The 18,944-nt window shown below is 33.1% G+C and carries 18 protein-coding genes, 5 tRNA genes and 1 rRNA gene; 13 read left to right on the top strand and 11 right to left on the bottom strand.

What is annotated here, in order from left to right; genetic code table 11:
- Positions 1-8: 8 nt before the first annotated feature.
- Positions 9-503, top strand: a complete 495-nt coding sequence (locus tag KK2020170_RS12755) for a phosphoribosyltransferase family protein (protein ID WP_221258699.1) — start codon at positions 9-11, stop codon at positions 501-503.
- Here KK2020170_RS12755 and KK2020170_RS12750 read toward each other — a convergent pair.
- Positions 495-1,010 carry a shikimate kinase gene (locus tag KK2020170_RS12750; RefSeq protein ID WP_255567318.1) on the bottom strand — a complete coding sequence of 172 codons (516 nt, stop codon included), beginning with the start codon at positions 1,008-1,010 and terminating at the stop codon, positions 495-497. The genes KK2020170_RS12755 and KK2020170_RS12750 overlap by 9 nt on opposite strands.
- 134 nt (positions 1,011-1,144) lie before the next feature.
- On the opposite strand from KK2020170_RS12750, the gene KK2020170_RS12745 reads away from it, so the two are divergent.
- The 3 genes from KK2020170_RS12745 (at position 1,145) to KK2020170_RS12735 (ending at position 1,451) form a co-directional block, all read left to right on the top strand.
- Positions 1,145-1,217: transfer RNA gene (locus tag KK2020170_RS12745), tRNA-Lys, on the top strand.
- A gap of 28 nt (positions 1,218-1,245) precedes the next feature.
- Positions 1,246-1,318 (top strand) — tRNA-Lys (locus KK2020170_RS12740).
- A 51-nt stretch (positions 1,319-1,369) separates the two neighbouring features.
- Positions 1,370-1,451 (top strand) — tRNA-Leu (locus KK2020170_RS12735).
- Positions 1,452-1,501: 50 nt separating this feature from the next.
- On the opposite strand, the gene KK2020170_RS12730 is transcribed toward KK2020170_RS12735, so the two are convergent.
- From KK2020170_RS12730 to KK2020170_RS12705, 6 genes are all read right to left on the bottom strand, one after another.
- Complete coding sequence (locus KK2020170_RS12730; protein ID WP_221258698.1) at positions 1,502-2,035, bottom strand: DUF4252 domain-containing protein; 534 nt, start codon at positions 2,033-2,035, stop codon at positions 1,502-1,504.
- A 3-nt stretch (positions 2,036-2,038) separates the two neighbouring features.
- Positions 2,039-2,572 (bottom strand): DUF4252 domain-containing protein, encoded by a 534-nt coding sequence (locus KK2020170_RS12725; RefSeq protein ID WP_221258697.1) that lies wholly within the window; start codon positions 2,570-2,572, stop codon positions 2,039-2,041.
- Between the two features lie 8 nt (positions 2,573-2,580).
- On the bottom strand, positions 2,581-3,021 hold the full coding sequence (locus KK2020170_RS12720) for an anti-sigma factor (protein ID WP_221258696.1): 441 nt from the start codon (positions 3,019-3,021) through the stop codon (positions 2,581-2,583).
- Entirely contained in the window at positions 3,002-3,517 is a 516-nt protein-coding gene (locus KK2020170_RS12715) for an RNA polymerase sigma factor (RefSeq protein WP_221258695.1), read from the bottom strand. Before KK2020170_RS12715 ends, KK2020170_RS12720 begins: the two co-directional genes overlap by 20 nt.
- Positions 3,518-3,633: 116 nt before the next feature.
- Positions 3,634-4,587, bottom strand: a complete 954-nt coding sequence (locus KK2020170_RS12710; protein ID WP_221258694.1) for a transketolase family protein — start codon at positions 4,585-4,587, stop codon at positions 3,634-3,636.
- 19 nt (positions 4,588-4,606) lie between these two features.
- Complete coding sequence (locus KK2020170_RS12705; protein WP_221258693.1) at positions 4,607-5,455, bottom strand: transketolase; 849 nt, start codon at positions 5,453-5,455, stop codon at positions 4,607-4,609.
- 184 nt (positions 5,456-5,639) lie between these two features.
- On the opposite strand from KK2020170_RS12705, the gene tgt reads away from it, so the two are divergent.
- The 6 genes from tgt (at position 5,640) to KK2020170_RS12675 (ending at position 12,800) form a co-directional block, all read left to right on the top strand.
- Entirely contained in the window at positions 5,640-6,770 is a 1,131-nt protein-coding gene (gene tgt / locus KK2020170_RS12700) for a tRNA guanosine(34) transglycosylase Tgt (RefSeq protein ID WP_221258692.1), read from the top strand.
- Positions 6,771-6,773: 3 nt separating this feature from the next.
- The gene (locus KK2020170_RS12695) at positions 6,774-7,859 is read left to right on the top strand and encodes an LptF/LptG family permease (RefSeq protein WP_221258691.1); all 1,086 of its coding nucleotides are present in this window, start codon (positions 6,774-6,776) and stop codon (positions 7,857-7,859) included.
- Positions 7,846-8,745: a DMT family transporter gene (locus KK2020170_RS12690; protein ID WP_221258690.1), complete on the top strand. Its 900-nt coding sequence runs from the start codon at positions 7,846-7,848 to the stop codon at positions 8,743-8,745. Before KK2020170_RS12695 ends, KK2020170_RS12690 begins: the two co-directional genes overlap by 14 nt.
- A 61-nt stretch (positions 8,746-8,806) precedes the next feature.
- On the top strand, positions 8,807-9,760 hold the full coding sequence (locus tag KK2020170_RS12685; protein WP_221258689.1) for an acetyl-CoA carboxylase carboxyltransferase subunit alpha: 954 nt from the start codon (positions 8,807-8,809) through the stop codon (positions 9,758-9,760).
- A 151-nt stretch (positions 9,761-9,911) separates the two neighbouring features.
- Positions 9,912-11,465: a replicative DNA helicase gene (gene dnaB / locus KK2020170_RS12680; protein ID WP_221258688.1), complete on the top strand. Its 1,554-nt coding sequence runs from the start codon at positions 9,912-9,914 to the stop codon at positions 11,463-11,465.
- 57 nt (positions 11,466-11,522) lie between these two features.
- Complete coding sequence (locus KK2020170_RS12675; RefSeq protein ID WP_221258687.1) at positions 11,523-12,800, top strand: asparagine synthetase B; 1,278 nt, start codon at positions 11,523-11,525, stop codon at positions 12,798-12,800.
- A 329-nt stretch (positions 12,801-13,129) separates the two neighbouring features.
- Here KK2020170_RS12675 and rplT read toward each other — a convergent pair whose 3' ends face one another.
- The 4 genes from rplT to thrS all read right to left on the bottom strand — a co-directional run bounded on the left by rplT (position 13,130) and on the right by thrS (position 16,349).
- Positions 13,130-13,474 (bottom strand): 50S ribosomal protein L20, encoded by a 345-nt coding sequence (gene rplT, locus KK2020170_RS12670; protein WP_221258686.1) that lies wholly within the window; start codon positions 13,472-13,474, stop codon positions 13,130-13,132.
- Between the two features lie 123 nt (positions 13,475-13,597).
- A complete protein-coding gene (rpmI, locus tag KK2020170_RS12665) occupies positions 13,598-13,795 on the bottom strand; it encodes a 50S ribosomal protein L35 (RefSeq protein WP_221258685.1) in 198 nt (65 codons plus the stop codon).
- A gap of 24 nt (positions 13,796-13,819) precedes the next feature.
- Entirely contained in the window at positions 13,820-14,374 is a 555-nt protein-coding gene (infC, locus tag KK2020170_RS12660) for a translation initiation factor IF-3 (RefSeq protein WP_255567352.1), read from the bottom strand.
- A gap of 34 nt (positions 14,375-14,408) precedes the next feature.
- On the bottom strand, positions 14,409-16,349 hold the full coding sequence (gene thrS / locus KK2020170_RS12655; protein WP_221258684.1) for a threonine--tRNA ligase: 1,941 nt from the start codon (positions 16,347-16,349) through the stop codon (positions 14,409-14,411).
- A gap of 714 nt (positions 16,350-17,063) precedes the next feature.
- Between thrS and KK2020170_RS12650 the strand changes: the two genes are divergently transcribed.
- The 3 genes from KK2020170_RS12650 to KK2020170_RS12640 all read left to right on the top strand — a co-directional run bounded on the left by KK2020170_RS12650 (position 17,064) and on the right by KK2020170_RS12640 (position 18,900).
- A 16S ribosomal RNA gene (locus KK2020170_RS12650) occupies positions 17,064-18,579 on the top strand.
- An 87-nt stretch (positions 18,580-18,666) separates the two neighbouring features.
- Positions 18,667-18,740, top strand: a tRNA-Ile gene (locus tag KK2020170_RS12645).
- 86 nt (positions 18,741-18,826) lie between these two features.
- A tRNA-Ala gene (locus tag KK2020170_RS12640) sits at positions 18,827-18,900 on the top strand.
- The last annotated feature ends 44 nt before the right edge of the window (positions 18,901-18,944 follow it).

The following is an 18,944-nucleotide window of genomic DNA, read 5'->3' as shown; positions in this document are numbered from 1 at the left end:
AACACAACATGCACAACATCATTTTAAATAGAGAAGAAATTCAACAAAAAGTAACTCGTATTAGTTATCAAATTTATGAGACTTTTGTAGATGAAAATGAAATCATTATCGCTGGAATTGCAAAAAACGGATTCCTATTTGCTGAAAAGTTAGCTAATGAACTTTCAAAAATCTCTGATTTAAAAATTACACTTTGCGAAGTGCATATTGATAAACAAAATCCTCAAAAGGAAATTACTACTTCAATTTCTAAAAACGATTACCAAAATAAAGGTTTGGTTTTAGTAGATGATGTTTTAAATTCAGGAACTACTTTAATTTATGGAGTAAAACATTTTCTAGATGTTCCTTTAAAGAAATTTAAAACGGCGGTACTTGTAGATAGAAATCATAAAAAATATCCTGTAAAAGCAGATTTTAAAGGTATTTCTTTATCTACTTCTTTACACGAACATGTTCAGGTTGTTTTTGAAGAAAATGATAATTATGCTTACTTAGAATAGAATTGCTAAAATTTCATTTTTAATTTCTTCAATAGATTTATTATCTATCGTAATAATATTTTTGCTTTGTAAGTAATAATGATTTCTATCGAAAAGATGTTTTCTAATATAGTCATTTAATTCCTCTTTGTTAAAATTGCTAATTAATGGACGATTTTCTTTTTCTAAAATTAGTCGTTCTGTTAAAGTGTTTACATTGGCTTTTAAATAGAATGAATTTATATCATCATTTTGCAATATTAAATGATTGTTTGCATAACACGGAGTTCCGCCACCAAGTGCTAAAATGAAATTATCATTTTCAGAAATAAATTGATTGAAAATTTGACTTTCTAACTTTCTAAAATAGATTTCACCTTTATCATTAAAGATAGATTTAATGGATTTTTTTTCAGTTTTTTCAATAATTTCATCTAAATCATAAAAGGGAATTCTTACAAAATTTGAAAGAATTTTTCCAATGGTAGACTTCCCAGAGCCCATGTAGCCAGCTAATATAATTTTCATATTTTGAGTAAATTGCTATAAATAAAGCAATTAAGGTTTAAAGGTAAAAAAAAAGACAAATTTATAAGAAAAAACCATTGTAAAATAAATTTAAGGTCTTATATTTGCACCCGCGTTCAAGGAAATAATGTAATGACTTGGTAGCTCAGTTGGTAGAGCACATCACTTTTAATGATGGGGTCCTGGGTTCGAGCCCCAGCCAGGTCACAAATTTTGAAAAAATATTGAACGTATCGACTTGGTAGCTCAGTTGGTAGAGCACATCACTTTTAATGATGGGGTCCTGGGTTCGAGCCCCAGCCAGGTCACAATAAAAAGTTATCCATTTCTGGATAGCTTTTTTTGTTTACATCTATTTTGGCCATGTGGAGGAATTGGTAGACTCGCCATCTTGAGGGGGTGGTGTCGTAAGACGTATGGGTTCGAATCCCATCATGGTCACAAAAAAAGCCGCTCAAATGTGCGGCTTTTTTTATTTTTAATAACTAACCTTATTTTTTGCCTAAAGCGTCTTGTAAAGGCTTTAATTGCGCTAAATCTAATTCTGATTTTCTAAGTACTTCCATTAAATTAATAATGTTACTAGGATTCATATTATCGCCTAAAACTCTGGCTACTACAAAACCTTGATCGTCTCCTGTTGCAAAAAGAACAAATTCATCTATTTTATCTTCTTCGCCAACAAGATAAACGGAACCTCCATTTTTTGAACTTCCAAAACGCATTAATTGTTCATATTGTTCGTCTTTTAAAATGGTTTTTACTTTTTCTTTTTCAGTATTGTATTTTTCATCACTAATTGAATCTTTTTGAAATGCTAAAACATTTAATTTTTCAAAAGAGTTTAGTGCTTCTTTTTCTGAATCAGATAAAGTAATTTTTTCAGTATTAATTATACTTGGAGCTAAATCTAAAGCGATAAAATCAGTTGATTCTGAATTTTCAACAAAATATTTTTGTAAAGTTGGCTTGTTAGAACAACTAAATGCTAACAAACCAACTAATATTAAAACTACTTTCTTCATACTTTATTTCTTTCCTTTAGAAGCTTTTTTTAACTCAGCTCCACCTGGTAAGCTCATTTTTTCAGTTAAAGCTGAAATTTCATCTAAGTTGAAGTTGCCTGTGAGTGATAACACAACAGCTTGATTGTCTTTTGAAGATGGAGTATCAATGAACATTAAAAGTTCTTTTACAATATTTTCTGAAGCTCCCGATTTAATGTAAATATTTACTTTTTTACCATCGTCATTAATTCTCATTAATTCTTCTAATGGATTAGATTTTAAATAACTAGTTACAGTACTTTTCATATCAGAAGCTACTTTTGTATTTTCTGTAGTAAAGACTTTTAAATTCTCAAGTTTCTTTAATAAGTTCATGTATTGTTGTACTTCTTTATCTTGAGTGTCAACTTTTACTTTACTCATCATTTCAAACATTTTCTTGTTTACGATTACAGTAGTAACATCGTCCTTATCTTCAAATTTATCAAAAACTGATTGTGCGAAAGTAAAAGACGCAGAAAATAAAAATGCTATGCTTAAAATTAAATTTTTCATTTTGTTTATTATTTAAAAATTGTTTTTTTGGTTTGTTCGTACTCGTTTAAAACTTCTATGCTTTTAACTCCTTTGTTAACTTCTGTAGAAACCATATTTAATGCTTTTTGAGTTTCTATAAATGCTTCTTCTGGGTTAGAAAAAGTTCCTAAATCCTGATTTGTAGTCACATTGTTGTTAAAATATAAAAGTGTTCCAAAAAGAGCTACAAGACTTGCAGCAACACCTATCCATTTTACATGATTTTGTTTTCTAGGTTGTAGTGGTAGGGCTTTAGTAAACTGTAATTCCTTTTGTTTTTGAAAGTTAGTAAACATTGGCGTGTAACTCTCTAAATGCGGAGCTACTTCAGTAGAAGAAAAATAGGCCTTTAATTCTCTCTCTTCTTGAATTGATGTTTCACCTTCAAAATATTTTTCCAGCAATATTTCAATTTGTCTTGATTCCATAATTATGTTTTGCTGTTAATTGTTCTCTAATTGTTTTTCTTGCTCTTGATAAAGCTACTCTTACTGCTGTTTCTTGCATGTCGAGTGCTTTTGCAATTTCTTCGTATTCGTATTCTTCTATATCTCTCATTTGAATGATTAGACGTTGCTGTTCGGGTAATTCATTTATTATTTTTTCGACCCAATTCCAACTGTCTCTTCCTTCAACTTCGCGTTCAACACTTGCTTTATTGTCACTATAATTATTATGAACAATTTGCAAATTTGATGCCCTTTTCGATTTTAATTGGTCTAAACAATAATTTTTTGTCATTGTCACTGCTAGTGCTTCTACACTATTGTATGATTTTAAATTATCATTTCTGTTCCACAATCGAATTAAAACTTCTTGTGTAGCATCTTCAGCTTCTTCTGTACTTACAAGCATTCTTTTTGCTAAACGAAAAAGTTTGTCTTTAAAAGGAGAAATTATATTTATAAACTCCTGTTGTTTCATTTGGTTTGGATTGTTATAGTTGAGACGAATGAAATTTTAATTTGTTACAAGTAATTTAAAAATAATAAAAAAGCCTGAACATTTGTTCAGGCTTTTTTATTATTTAAATAATTGAATTATTTTCTTGATATTGCTTTTTCAGCAGCTTTAATAATAGAATCAGCATTTAAACCATATTTTTCCATTAATTGAGCTGGAGTTCCACTTTCACCAAAACTATCATTTACGCCAACAAATTCTTGAGGAACTGGATTGTTTGTAATCAATGTTCTTGAAACGCTTTCACCTAAACCTCCTAGTATGTTGTGCTCTTCAGCAGTAACGACACAACCTGTTTTACCAACTGATTTTAAAATTGCCTCTTCATCTAAAGGTTTAATTGTATGAATGTTTATTACTTCGGCAGAAATTCCTTTTTCTTCTAATTTTTCAGCAGCAACTAATGCTTCCCAAACTAAGTGACCTGTTGCAATAATAGTAACATCAGTTCCTTCGTTTAGCATAACGGCTTTACCAATTACAAATTCACCATTTTCAGGAGTGAAGTTTGGAACACTTGGACGACCAAAACGTAAATAAACTGGTCCATGATGGTCAGCAATAGCCATTGTAGCAGCTTTAGTTTGGTTATAATCGCATGGATTAATAACTACCATTCCAGGTAACATCTTCATTAAACCAATATCTTCTAAAATTTGGTGTGTAGCACCATCTTCACCTAATGTTAAACCTGCGTGAGATGCACAAATTTTTACATTTTTATCAGAATAGGCTACCGATTGACGAATTTGATCATAAACACGTCCTGTGGAAAAGTTAGCAAAAGTTCCTGTAAATGGAATTTTTCCACCAATGGTCATACCTGCAGCAATACCAATCATATTTGCTTCGGCGATACCTACTTGGAAGAAACGCTCAGGGTGATTCTTCTTGAAATCATCCATTTTAAGTGAACCAATTAAATCAGCACAAAGTGCTACTACATTTTCGTTCTTTTGACCTAGTTCTGTTAAACCAGCTCCAAATCCTGAACGAGTATCTTTACTGCCTGTATTTTCGTATTTTTTCATTGTTGAGTTGTGTGTTGAATTAATAATCACCTAAAGTTTCTGGGTTTTGAGATAATGCGTTTGCTAATTGCTCATCACTCGGAGCTTTACCATGCCAAGCGTGTGTGTGCATCATAAAATCAACACCATTACCCATTTCAGTATACAATAGAACGCAAACTGGTTTTCCTTTTCCAGTTCTTAATTTAGCATCCGTCATGCCTGCAATAATTGCATCAATACTATTTCCTTCTTTAACTTCTAAAACATCCCAACCAAAAGCTTCAAATTTTGCCTTAAGATTTCCTAATGAAAGAACTTCTTCAGTAGAACCATCAATTTGTTGTCCATTATAATCAACAGTTGCAATATAATTGTCTACTTTTTTTGCAGAAGCATACATAGCAGCTTCCCAAATTTGTCCTTCTTGTAACTCACCATCTCCATGTAAACTGTAAACTAAATGATTATCACCATTTAATTTTTTAGTTAAAGCAGCACCAATAGCCACACTCATTCCTTGTCCTAGTGAACCTGAAGCCATTCTAATTCCTGGTAAACCTTCGTGAGTTGTAGGGTGACCTTGTAAACGAGAGTTTATTTTTCTAAAAGTAGCTAGTTCAGAAACAGAGAAATAACCACTTCTTGCTAAAACGCTATAAAAAACTGGCGAGATATGTCCGTTCGATAAAAAGAATAAATCTTCACCAATTCCGTCCATGTCAAAACCTTGTTTGCGTTCCATCATATACTGATATAATACGACTAAGAATTCGGTACAGCCTAGTGATCCTCCAGGGTGGCCTGAGTTTACGGCGTGAACCATTCGTAAAATATCACGTCTTACTTGAATGGTTAAATCTTGTAATTGTTGTGTGTTTGGTTTCATTTATTTTAATTAAAATTTTTGCAAAAATAAATCTTAATTTTTCTTTCAACAAACCTTTTATCAGGAACTTATTAAGGTTTTGTAATATTTATTCACAAAATAAATACTAAATCTATTCTAAATTTTTCTGCCAAATACTTTCAAGTGGTTCATTTGCTTTATATTTGCCGTGTAAATTTTGTTTATGAAGTTTGATTTATTAAAGAAAGACGCGAAAAGTCAAGCAAGAGCTGGTGTTGTTACAACTGATCATGGTGTAATTGAAACACCTATTTTTATGCCTGTAGGAACAGTGGCTTCTGTAAAAGGAGTTCATCAAAGAGAACTTAAAGACGATATCAATCCAGATATTATCTTAGGTAATACCTACCATTTATACCTACGTCCACAAACTGATATTTTAGAAAAAGTAGGTGGATTACATAAATTTATGAATTGGGATCGTAATATCTTAACCGATTCTGGAGGATATCAAGTTTATTCATTATCTTCTAATAGAAAAATTAAAGAAGAAGGTGTTAAATTTAAATCACATATTGATGGTTCATATCACTTTTTTTCACCTGAAAATGTAATGGAAATCCAACGTACGATTGGTGCTGATATAATTATGGCATTTGACGAATGTACGCCTTATCCATGTGATTATCGTTATGCTAAACGCTCTATGCATATGACACATCGTTGGTTAGATAGATGTATTACACATTTTAATAACACACCAGCCAAATATGGTTATGAGCAAACTTTATTTCCGATAGTCCAAGGAAGTACATATAAAGATTTACGTCAACAATCGGCGGAATATATTGCAAACGTAGGAGCTGCAGGAAATGCAATTGGCGGACTTTCCGTTGGTGAACCTGCTGAAGAAATGTACGCAATGACGGAAGTAGTTACAGCTATTTTACCTGAAGATAAACCTAGATATTTAATGGGAGTGGGAACTCCAGTTAACATTTTAGAAAATATAGCATTAGGAATTGATATGTTCGATTGTGTAATGCCTACACGAAATGCTAGAAACGGAATGTTGTTTACTGCAAACGGAATTATCAATATCAAAAATAAAAAATGGGAAGCTGATTTTTCTCCAATTGATGAAATGGGACACACTTTCGTTGATTTAGAATATTCTAAGGCTTATCTTCGTCACTTATTTGCTGCAAACGAATATTTAGGTAAACAAATTGCAACTATTCATAATTTAGGATTTTATTTATGGTTGGTTCGTGAAGCAAGACGTCAAATTTTAGCGGGTACATTCCGTGAATGGAAAGATAAAATGGTAATACAATTAGCCCAAAGATTATAATTAATGCTTAAAATAATTGATAAATATATTTTAAAAAGATATTTAGCTACATTTTCAGTAATGCTAATATTATTTATTCCTATTGGAATAGTAATTGACGTATCTGAAAAAGTAAACCGAATGATTGAACGAAAAGTTCCTCTTTCTGAAATTGTAATTTATTATATCGATTTTACAGTTTATTTTGCTAATCTTTTATTTCCAATATTTCTATTTTTATCGGTTATTTGGTTTACTTCAAAACTTGCAAATAATACAGAAATTATTGCAATTTTAAGTTCTGGAATTTCTTTTTATCGATTTTTAAGGCCTTACTTTATTGGGGCTACAGTTGTATCGATTTTTGCACTATTAATGGGCTTTTATTTAGTACCAAGCGCTAGTAAAGGGTTTAATGATTTTAGATACAAAAACCTAAAAGGACGAAGTAATAGTCAAACAATGGAAACTACTGATATATTTCGTCAAATAAGTGAAAATGAAATTATCTATGTAAATAGTTATAATTATTTATCTAAAACGGGTTTTCAATTTGTTCATGAAAAGTTTGAAGATAATGTTTTGGTTGAAAAAACAGAAGCAAACAGAATTAAATTTAATGAAGTAACAAAGTCATATACCCTTTATAACTATCAAAAGCGAAAAGTTGGTAAATTAAACGATGTTTTAGAAAGTTCAGATAAAAAAATACTAAAATATAACTTTGAACCCGATGATTTAACACCTGTTTTTTATGTCGCAGAAACTATGACTATTGGTGAATTAATTAGCTTTATTGATAAAGAGCGAAAAAAAGGGAATTCAAATATAAACACCTATTTAGTTGTTTTGTACAAAAAGTTTAGTTTACCTATTTCAGCATTTATTCTTACGATTATTGCGGTTGCAGTATCTTCAATGAAAAGAAGAGGAGGAATGGGAATTAATTTAGCAATTGGAATTTGCATAGCTTTTGTTTTTATTTTCTTTGATAAAGTTTTTGGAACATTGGCAGAGAAGTCTAGTATTTCTCCATTGTTTGCCGTTTGGTTACCTAATATTGTTTTCGGAATTTTAGCCTTTTATTTGTTGCGAAATGCAAAACGATAATTTAAAAAGTTATTTTCTTCTTCATTTAATTGTATTTATTTGGGGATTTACTGCGGTTTTAGGAGCATTAATTTCTCTTGATGCTTTGCCTTTAGTATGGTGGAGAATGTCTATTGCCGTTCTTTTAATTTTCATATATATGAAGATTAAAAAGATAGATTTTTCACTTAAAAATTCGACTAAAGGATTAATGCTTTTCGCTGGTTTAATTATCGCTTTACATTGGCTTACTTTTTTTAAAGCAATTAAAGTATCAAATGTTTCAATAACATTAGCTTGTTTGTCTACAGGTGCTTTTTTTACCTCAGTATTAGAACCTATTTTTTTTAAAAGAAAAGTAATTTGGTACGAAGTACTCTTCGGGTTAATTGTAATTGGTGGATTGTATATTATTTTTAAAGTAGAAGGCGATTATTGGTTAGGAATTGTTTTAGGACTTTCATCAGCTTTTTTATCCGCGCTATTTTCAGTGATTAACGGTAAATTTGCTAAAGAATACAATGCATCAACAATTTCTTTCTATGAATTGTTAGGAGGAGTTTTATTTTTATCACTTTTTTTAGCTGTAACTTCTAAGTTTGATAAAGCTTTTTTTATGCTTTCTTTGGAAGATTTTGGATGGTTATTTATATTGGCTTCAGTTTGTACGGCATATGCTTTTATCGCTTCAGTTGCTGTTATGAAACATTTGAGTCCATATACTGTTATGTTAACCATAAATTTAGAACCTGTTTATGGAATAATCTTAGCATTATTCATTTTTGAAGAAAAAGAGAAAATGAATCCGCAATTTTACATTGGAGCAACAATAATATTACTTACTGTTATTTTGAATGGTGTTATTAAAAATGTTGAAAAAAAGAAAAGACTAAAAATTAATTCGTAGAATTGTTTTCAACTGAAAAGTTTATCTTTGTAATAACAAACACAAACCAAATTTAAAACCTATGGAATATTTAGATTTTGAAATGCCTATTAAAGAGCTTGAAGATCAATTAGATAAATGTGTGGTTATTGGGCAAGAATCTGATGTAGATGTTACCAATACGTGTAAACAAATCGAAAAAAAATTAGAAGAAACTAAGAAAAGTATATATAAGAACCTTACAGCTTGGCAACGTGTTCAATTATCACGTCATCCAAATCGTCCTTATACTATGGATTATATCCGTGCTTTATGTGGTGATACTTTTTTAGAACTTTTTGGTGATAGAGGAGTAAAAGACGATAAAGCTATGGTAGGTGGTTTAGGTAAAATCGACGGGCAATCGTTTATGGTTATTGGTCAACAAAAAGGTTACAATACTAAAACACGTCAGTACCGTAACTTCGGTATGGCAAATCCTGAAGGATATCGAAAAGCTTTACGTTTAATGAAAATGGCTGAAAAATTTGGAATTCCAGTAGTAACGTTTATCGATACTCCAGGTGCTTATCCAGGTTTAGAAGCTGAAGAAAGAGGACAAGGTGAAGCTATTGCTCGTAATATTTTCGAAATGAGTCGTCTTCAAGTGCCAATTATTTGTATCATCGTTGGAGAAGGAGCTTCTGGTGGAGCTTTAGGAATTGGTGTAGGTGATAAAGTATTCATGTTAGAAAACACTTGGTACTCAGTAATTTCTCCAGAATCTTGTTCTTCTATTTTATGGAGAAGTTGGGATTTTAAAGAGCAAGCAGCAGAAGCTTTAAAATTGACTGCTCAAGACATGAAAAAACAAAAATTAATCGACGATATTATTCCAGAACCACTTGGTGGAGCGCATTACGATAGAGATACAACATTTAAAACAGTTGAAAAATTTATCTCTAAGTCATATGCTGAATTGAAAGACTTATCAACAAAAGATTTAGTTTCTCAAAGAATGGATAAATACGCTAATATGGGTGAATTCAAAGAATAATTCAATAAAACTGAACTATAAAGTCCGAAATCTTATAGTTTCGGACTTTTTTTATGTTTTCAACAATAATTTTTAGTTTTCAACAGTTTATTAACATAGGTTTTTTAATAAGTCAAATTTCAAAAACTTAAATTTTGGTTACCTTAGCACCATGGAAAATATCAAGAATATAAACCCTATTAAAGTAGATAAAACTACTATAATTAATCTAGAGAAAGGTAAGCTTCCTCCACAAGCCTTAGAGCTTGAAGAAGCTGTACTTGGCGCAATGATGATTGATAAAAAAGGGGTCGATGAAGTGATTGATATTTTACAACCAGATGCTTTTTATAAAGAAGCACACAAACACATTTATGAGGCAATTGTTGAGTTATTTAATGACACGCAACCTATTGACTTATTAACCGTTTCAGCGCAATTAAAGAAAAATGCCAAATTAGAGTTAGCTGGGGGCGATTTTTACTTAATTCAACTTACTCAAAAGATTTCATCATCAGCTCATATTGAGTTTCACTCGAGAATTATATTACAGAAATATATTCAAAGAAGTTTAATCAAAATTTCTTCAGAAATTATAGAAGATGCTTACGATGAGACAACAGATGTTTTCGATTTATTAGATTCTGCTGAATCGAAATTATATGAAGTTACGCAAGGAAATATTAAACGAAGTTCTGAAACCGCTCAAAGTTTAGTAATTCAAGCAAAAAAACGTATTGAAGAAATTTCAAATAAAGAAGGTTTAAGTGGAATTCCAACAGGTTTTCACGATTTAGATAAATTAACTTCGGGTTGGCAGCCATCTGATTTAATTATTGTGGCGGCTCGTCCAGGTATGGGTAAAACCGCTTTTACGTTGTCTATGGCACGTAACATGGCAATTGATTACCAAGCGCCAGTTGCTTTTTTCTCTTTAGAGATGTCATCTGTTCAGTTAATTACACGTTTAATTTCATCTGAAACTGGGCTTTCTTCTGAAAAATTACGTACAGGGAAATTAGAAAAACACGAATGGGAGCAATTATCAATTAAAGTGAAAGATTTAGAAAAAGCGCCACTTTATATTGATGATACGCCATCGTTATCTATTTTCGATTTACGTGCAAAAGCAAGACGTTTAGCTTCTCAATACGGAATTAAATTAATTGTTATTGATTATTTACAGTTAATGACAGCTGGTGGAAATTCTAAAGGAGGTGGAAATCGTGAGCAAGAGATTTCAACTATTTCGAGAAACTTAAAAGCACTAGCAAAAGAATTAAATATTCCAGTTATTGCACTTTCACAGTTATCACGTGCGGTTGAAACTCGTGGTTCAAGTAAACGACCTTTATTATCAGATTTACGTGAATCGGGTGCGATTGAGCAAGATGCAGATATTGTATCGTTTATTTACCGACCTGAATATTATAAAATTGATGAATGGGATGATGAAGAAAGAACGCCTACGCAAGGTCAAGCCGAATTCATTGTAGCAAAACACCGTAATGGTGGATTAGAAAATATCCGCTTAAAATTCGTAGGAAGTTTAGGTAAGTTTGACAATTTAGATGATTTTAGTTCGCCTTTTGACGAATTACCTTCTAAGATGAATTTAGATGATAATAATCCGTTTATAACACCTAATTTACCAAATCCTTCGCCAAATGATGCATTTGGAAGTACAATGAATGATTCTGAAGATGATTCTGATGTTCCATTTTAACATATAATCCCGTTTCAGCGGGATTTTTTTATACCAGATTTCTGTATCTTTGAAAATATGAACACAAGATTTAAAAATTTCATTTTCATATTTATTTTACTTATTTCATTCATAAGTAAAGCTACTTCGATTTTAATACCAATGGATGCCGAAGGTCAGCAAAATCATTTAAAAGCATATGGAATTACCTATTGGGCACTTACCAAGGATTATAAAGTGAATTGGCTTCTTAATTATCGTGGAGGGTCTTTCTTGATGCCCGATTCTGAAGAAATTAGAAAAGAATGTAAAATTCGTGGAGTAACATTTGAAATACTTTCCGATGGGAATACCGCTTCAATTTTAGAAGATATTAGTAGTCCATCTCAAAATATGGAAGCTGTAGTTCTTGAAAAAGCTCCTAAAATTGCCGTTTACACTCCAAAAGGTTTGCAACCATGGGATGATGCCGTTACTATGGTGCTAACGTATGCTGAAATACCTTACACAGAAGTGTATGATGAAGAAGTTTTAAGTGATCAATTGCTTTTATATGAATGGTTGCATTTGCATCATGAAGATTTTACAGGTCAGTACGGTAAATTTTTTGGAGCTTATAGAAATGCACCTTGGTATATTGAACAGAAATTAGAAGCTGAAAAATTAGCTAATAAATTAGGTTATAATAAAGTGTCTGAAGAAAAATTAGCTGTAGCCAAAAAAATTCGTGATTATGTAATTGGAGGAGGATTTATGTTTGCTATGTGTTCGGCAACAGATAGTTTCGATATTGCCTTGTCAGCAGAAGGCGTAGATATATGCGAGCCAATGTTTGATGGTGATACAAGTACTCCAAATTATCAAGATAAAATTGACTTTAATAATTCGTTTGCTTTTAAAAACTTTGCTTTAGAGAAAAGCCCAATTGTTTATGAATTTTCAAATATTGATACTACAAATGATAGACAAAATAAGACTGTTCCATTTGAACAAGATTATTTCACTTTAATGGATTTTTCTGCAAAATGGGATCCTATACCAACCATGTTGTGTCAAAATCATACACAATTAGTCAAAGGTTTTATGGGACAGACTACTGCTTTTAATGGAAATTTAATAAAAAGTAGTGTATTGCGATTAGGCGAATGTAAGATTAATGGTGAAGCTCGTTATATTCATGGTACAATTGGAAAAGGAATGTTTACCTATTATGGAGGGCATGATCCAGAAGATTATCAACATAGAGTGGGTGATGCACCTACAGTTTTAGATTTACACCCAAATTCTCCTGGTTATCGTCTAATTTTAAATAATGTACTTTTTCCAGCTGCTAAGAAAAAGAAACAGAAGACCTAATTAATTTTATTTATAAACTAATTTGGACTTATTTGTTAAAAATTTGTTTTTTTTTAATTAAAAAAATATATTTGACACTTAAAACTATAAAAAATGTCTTGTCCAAAATGTTCAAGGGGAAGAAAAAACAAAAATTCTATTACTGATTTTTTTCCGTCATTAAATTACTTTAAGTGTTTTAATTGTAGAAAAAAGTTTATTTGGGTATCATTACTTAATAAAAGCTACTTTTTACAAAAGGAATCATTACTAAAGTAAATGAAATAAAAAAACCACTCTAAAAGAGTGGTTTTTTTTATAAGTAAGATAAACGGTTAGACAAACGTTTATTATTTAACTTTATTTACAATAGCTGCGAAAGCTTCAGGGTGGTTCATAGCTAAATCTGCTAAAACCTTACGGTTTAATTCGATGTTGTTAGCTTTTACTTTCCCCATGAATTGAGAATAACTCATTCCGTGTAATCTTGCACCAGCGTTAATACGCATAATCCATAATGAACGGAAATTTCTTTTCTTTTGCTTTCTATCACGGTAAGCATAAGTCATTGCTTTTTCTACCGCGTTTTTAGCTACTGTCCAAACGTTTTTACGTCTTCCAAAGTATCCTTTGGCTTGTTTTAGAACTTTTTTTCTTCTTGCTCTTGAAGCAACATGATTTACTGATCTAGGCATAATCTTTTAAATTTTTGTAGTAAGGCGGTTACTTAACACTTCTAACTTCTGAATTCTAATTTCTAACTTCAAAAGTTGCCCACTCCAGGGTTACTAAATAATTTTTAAAACCGAGACTAGTTATTAAACTAATCTTAATTGTTCTTTCACACTTCTTTCGTCAGCTTGGTGAACTAAAGTAGAGTGAGTTAAAGCTAATTTACGCTTTTTAGACTTCTTAGTTAAGATGTGACTTTTGTAAGCGTGCTTTCTTTTAATTTTTCCAGAACCAGTAACTTTGAATCGTTTCTTAGCTCCAGATTTTGTTTTCATTTTAGGCATTTTCTTCCTTTCTTTATATTTATCTTACTTACTTTTTTTCTTAGGAGCAATGTACATAATCATACGTTTTCCTTCAAGAACGGGCATGTTTTCTACTTTTCCATACTCTTCTAAATCCTGAGCTAAACGCAATAATAAAATTTGACCTTGCTCTTTATAAATGATAGAACGACCTTTAAAGAAAACAAATGCTTTCAATTTAGCGCCATCACTTAAAAATTTTATAGCATTTTTCTTTTTAAATTCATAATCGTGCTCATCAGTTTGAGGTCCAAAACGAATTTCTTTTACAACAATTTGAGATGATTTGGCTTTTAATTCTTTTTCTCTCTTCTTTTGTTGGTATAAGAATTTACCATAATCCATAATTTTACAAACAGGAGGACTAGCGTTAGGAGAAATCTCTACTAAATCTAATTCTTGCTCTTCAGCCATTCTTTTAGCATCAGCAGTTTTGTAAACTCCTTGTTCTATATTATCGCCTACAAGGCGCACTTCCGGCACACGAATGTTTTCATTTATTCTGTGCGCATCCTTTTTTTCTTCTCTGGGTTTAAAACCCCTTTTGTTGTTTCTAATTGCTATGGCTATAAAATTTTAATTAAACTTCAGTTTAAAATTGTTTCAATGTTTTGTCTATTTCTTCTTGAACTATTGTTGCAAATTGTTCAATTGTCATCGACTGGTTTGATTTTCCGTCATCTCCATGACGTCTTACAGAAATTGTACCATTTTTTTCTTCTTCTTCACCAACTATCAGCATAAATGGGTATTTCTGTACTTCAGCTTCACGAATTTTTTTACCAATAGTTTCGTTTCTATTATCTAATTGGGCGCGAATTTCGTGATTTTCTAGCAAATTTAAAACTTTTTGAGCATATTTTTCATATTTCTCGCTCAAAGACAATATAATAGCTTGCTCAGGCATTAACCAAATTGGGAAGTTTCCTGCAGTATGTTCAAGTAAAATAGCAACGAATCTTTCCATACTTCCAAAAGGTGCTCTGTGAATCATAACCGGACGATGTAATTCATTGTCACTTCCTTTATAAGTTAAGTCAAAACGTTCTGGTAAATTATAATCTACCTGAATAGTTCCTAATTGCCAACTTCTTCCTAATGCATCTTTAACCATAAAGTCTAACTTAGGTCCGTAGAAAGCAGCTTCACCTGCTTCAACTACATAGTTTAGTCCTTTATCTTTTGCCGCACTTATAATTGCATTCTCCGCTTTTTCCCAGTTTTCAACGCTACCTATATATTTATCAGGATTGTCTAAATCTCTAACAGAAACTTGAGCAGTAAAGTTTTCAAACCCTAATGAGCCAAATACATATAATACTAAATCGATTACATTTTTAAACTCAACGTCTAATTGATCAGGTGTACAAAATATATGTGCATCATCTTGAGTAAATCCTCTTACTCGAGTTAAACCATGTAATTCTCCTGATTGCTCATATCTATATACTGTTCCAAATTCTGCATAACGCTTAGGTAAATCTTTATAAGACCAAGGTTTTGCATTGTATATCTCACAGTGGTGCGGACAATTCATTGGTTTTAATAAAAACTCTTCTCCTTCAGCTGGTGTATGAATCGGTTGAAAACTATCAGCACCATATTTAGCATAGTGGCCAGAAGTTACATATAATTCTTTCTGACCAATATGTGGAGTAACTACTTGTTCATATCCAGCTTTTTTCTGTGCTTTTTTCAAAAATTGCTCTAAACGATCACGTAAAGCAGCTCCTTTTGGTAACCATAATGGTAAACCTTGTCCTACTTTTTGTGAAAAATGGAATAATTCTAATTCTTTTCCTAATTTTCTATGATCACGTTTTTTTGCTTCTTCTAACAATTGAAGATATTCTGTCAAATCTTTTTGTTTAGGAAATGAAATTCCATATACACGTGTCAATTGTTTGTTCTTCTCATCACCTCTCCAGTAAGCACCCGCAACAGAAAGAATTTTCATAGCTTTTATAATTCCAGTATTCGGAATATGTCCACCACGACACAAATCAAAAAAGTTAGAATGATCACAAAAAGTAATCGTTCCGTCCTCTAAGTTTGAAATTAATTCAGTTTTGTATTCATTACCTTTATAAATATCTAATGCTTCCGCTTTAGATACTGAACGCATTTTAAATTCATGTTTTTCTCTCGAAATCTCTAAAACTCTATCTTCAATAGCTTTAAAATCGGCATCAGTAAATTTTTCATCACCAAAATCAACATCATAGTAAAAACCATTCGCAATAGCTGGACCTAAAGTTAATTTAGCATTTGGATATTTTTCTTCAATAGCTTGCGCCATTACGTGAGAAGTAGAGTGCCAAAAAGCTTTTTTACCTTCATCGTCATTCCATGTATACAATATAAGAGAACCATCCGTGGTTAATGGTGTAGAAGTTTCAACAGTTGTACCATTAAACGAAGCCGAAATTACATTTCTTGCTAAACCTTCGCTTATACTCAAAGCTACATCCATCGGTGTTGCACCTTGTGCAAACTCCTTAACCGAACCATCTGGTAAAGTAATTTTAATCATCTCTTAAATTTTAAATGTGCAAATATATAACATTAGCAGTAGTCATACAATAATATATATAGGTGTATTTATAAGTAGCACCACAATTTCCATTCAGTTCGTTAGATTTCCCGCTGTCCACTATATCTTTTTTTCAAAAAGGATGTCGTTACCATCGGGGCTATTCAAGACGATTTATTGTTAACGATTCGTAATTCGTAATTTTTAATTCGTAATTGATTAATTGTAACTAATTGATATTTATGTTTAAGAAAAAAAACTTTATAAAAAAGGGTAAAAAAAGTTTGGAAGTTGAGAAAAGAGTTCTACTTTTGCACCCGCTTTGATAAGGCAAGTTCATTGGATTTATAGAGAGGTTTGAATAAATAAAAAAGTTTTAAAAAACTTAAAAATTTATTTGGATTGTAAGAAATAAAGATAGTATCTTTGCCGTCCCTAAATAAGGGAAGAGTGAGTAAGAGTTCTTAGTTTTTTTAGTGTTTGGTAAGGTTTTAAAATTTTTTCAAAAAAAGTTTCAAAAACATTTGCGAGATAAAAAAAAGGTTGTACTTTTGCACCCGCTAATCGAGAGAGAGGCGAAAAGAATAGAAGACACGTTCATAGACATATTGGATTGACAGCACGACTTACAGAGATGTAAGTTGTAAAAATTAAGAGAGTAAGGCGAATTGAAATTAAATAAACCTAGCACTTATCGTACAATATTTAAAAACTACGATGAAGAGTTTGATCCTGGCTCAGGATGAACGCTAGCGGCAGGCCTAACACATGCAAGTCGAGGGGTAGAGTTAGCTTGCTAACTTGAGACCGGCGCACGGGTGCGTAACGCGTATGCAATCTACCTTGTACAGAGGGATAGCCCAGAGAAATTTGGATTAATACCTCATAGTATCTTTTGAAGGCATCTTCAAATTATTAAAGTTCCAACGGTACAAGATGAGCATGCGTCCCATTAGTTAGTTGGTGTGGTAACGGCACACCAAGACGATGATGGGTAGGGGTCCTGAGAGGGAGATCCCCCACACTGGTACTGAGACACGGACCAGACTCCTACGGGAGGCAGCAGTGAGGAATATTGGGCAATGGAGGCAACTCTGACCCAGCCATGCCGCGTGCAGGAAGACGGCCCTATGGGTTGTAAACTGCTTTTGTACGGGAAGAAACACTCCTACGTGTAGGAGCTTGACGGTACCGTAAGAATAAGGATCGGCTAACTCCGTGCCAGCAGCCGCGGTAATACGGAGGATCCAAGCGTTATCCGGAATCATTGGGTTTAAAGGGTCCGTAGGCGGCCTTATAAGTCAGTGGTGAAATCTCCTAGCTCAACTAGGAAACTGCCATTGATACTGTAGGGCTTGAATTTTTGTGAAGTAACTAGAATATGTAGTGTAGCGGTGAAATGCTTAGATATTACATGGAATACCAATTGCGAAGGCAGGTTACTAACAAACGATTGACGCTGATGGACGAAAGCGTGGGGAGCGAACAGGATTAGATACCCTGGTAGTCCACGCCGTAAACGATGGATACTAGCTGTTCGGTGCAAACTGAGTGGCTAAGCGAAAGTGATAAGTATCCCACCTGGGGAGTACGCACGCAAGTGTGAAACTCAAAGGAATTGACGGGGGCCCGCACAAGCGGTGGAGCATGTGGTTTAATTCGATGATACGCGAGGAACCTTACCAGGGCTTAAATGGGAGACGACAGTTTAGGAAACTAGACTTTCTTCGGACGTCTTTCAAGGTGCTGCATGGTTGTCGTCAGCTCGTGCCGTGAGGTGTCAGGTTAAGTCCTATAACGAGCGCAACCCCTGTTGTTAGTTGCCAGCGAGTAATGTCGGGAACTCTAGCAAGACTGCCGGTGTAAACCGTGAGGAAGGTGGGGATGACGTCAAATCATCACGGCCCTTACGTCCTGGGCCACACACGTGCTACAATGGCAGGTACAGAGAGCAGCCACTTAGCGATAAGGAGCGAATCTATAAAACCTGTCTCAGTTCGGATTGGAGTCTGCAACTCGACTCTATGAAGCTGGAATCGCTAGTAATCGGATATCAGCCATGATCCGGTGAATACGTTCCCGGGCCTTGTACACACCGCCCGTCAAGCCATGGAAGCTGGGGGTACCTGAAGTCGGTGACCGCAAGGAGCTGCCTAGGGTAAAACTGGTAACTGGGGCTAAGTCGTAACAAGGTAGCCGTACCGGAAGGTGCGGCTGGAACACCTCCTTTCTAGAGAAATGATAAGATGGTTTGTTTGGAGATGAGTTTTACTCTCGCTGTTAGTTCAAAAATTTAATGAAAAAGCTAAAAATACAGAGTCTCGTAGCTCAGCTGGTTAGAGTACTACACTGATAATGTAGGGGTCGGCAGTTCGAGTCTGCCCGGGACTACTATTTTTGAGTTTTTTTTAAGGAAATTCTGGAAGTTGAGAATTCAAAATTCGTAATTCTGAATTCATAATTCTGAATTTAAGAATGGGGGATTAGCTCAGCTGGCTAGAGCGCCTGCCTTGCACGCAGGAGGTCATCGGTTCGACTCCGATATTCTCCACATATCCGAAAGGATAACCGTTCATTGACATATTGAGAAAAGAA

The organism is Flavobacterium okayamense, from assembly GCF_019702945.1.
GTDB classification, from domain to species: Bacteria; Bacteroidota; Bacteroidia; order Flavobacteriales; family Flavobacteriaceae; genus Flavobacterium; species Flavobacterium okayamense.
The sequence above is the reverse complement of the archived record's forward strand: the minus strand, read 5'-3'. Positions and strand labels throughout refer to the sequence as shown.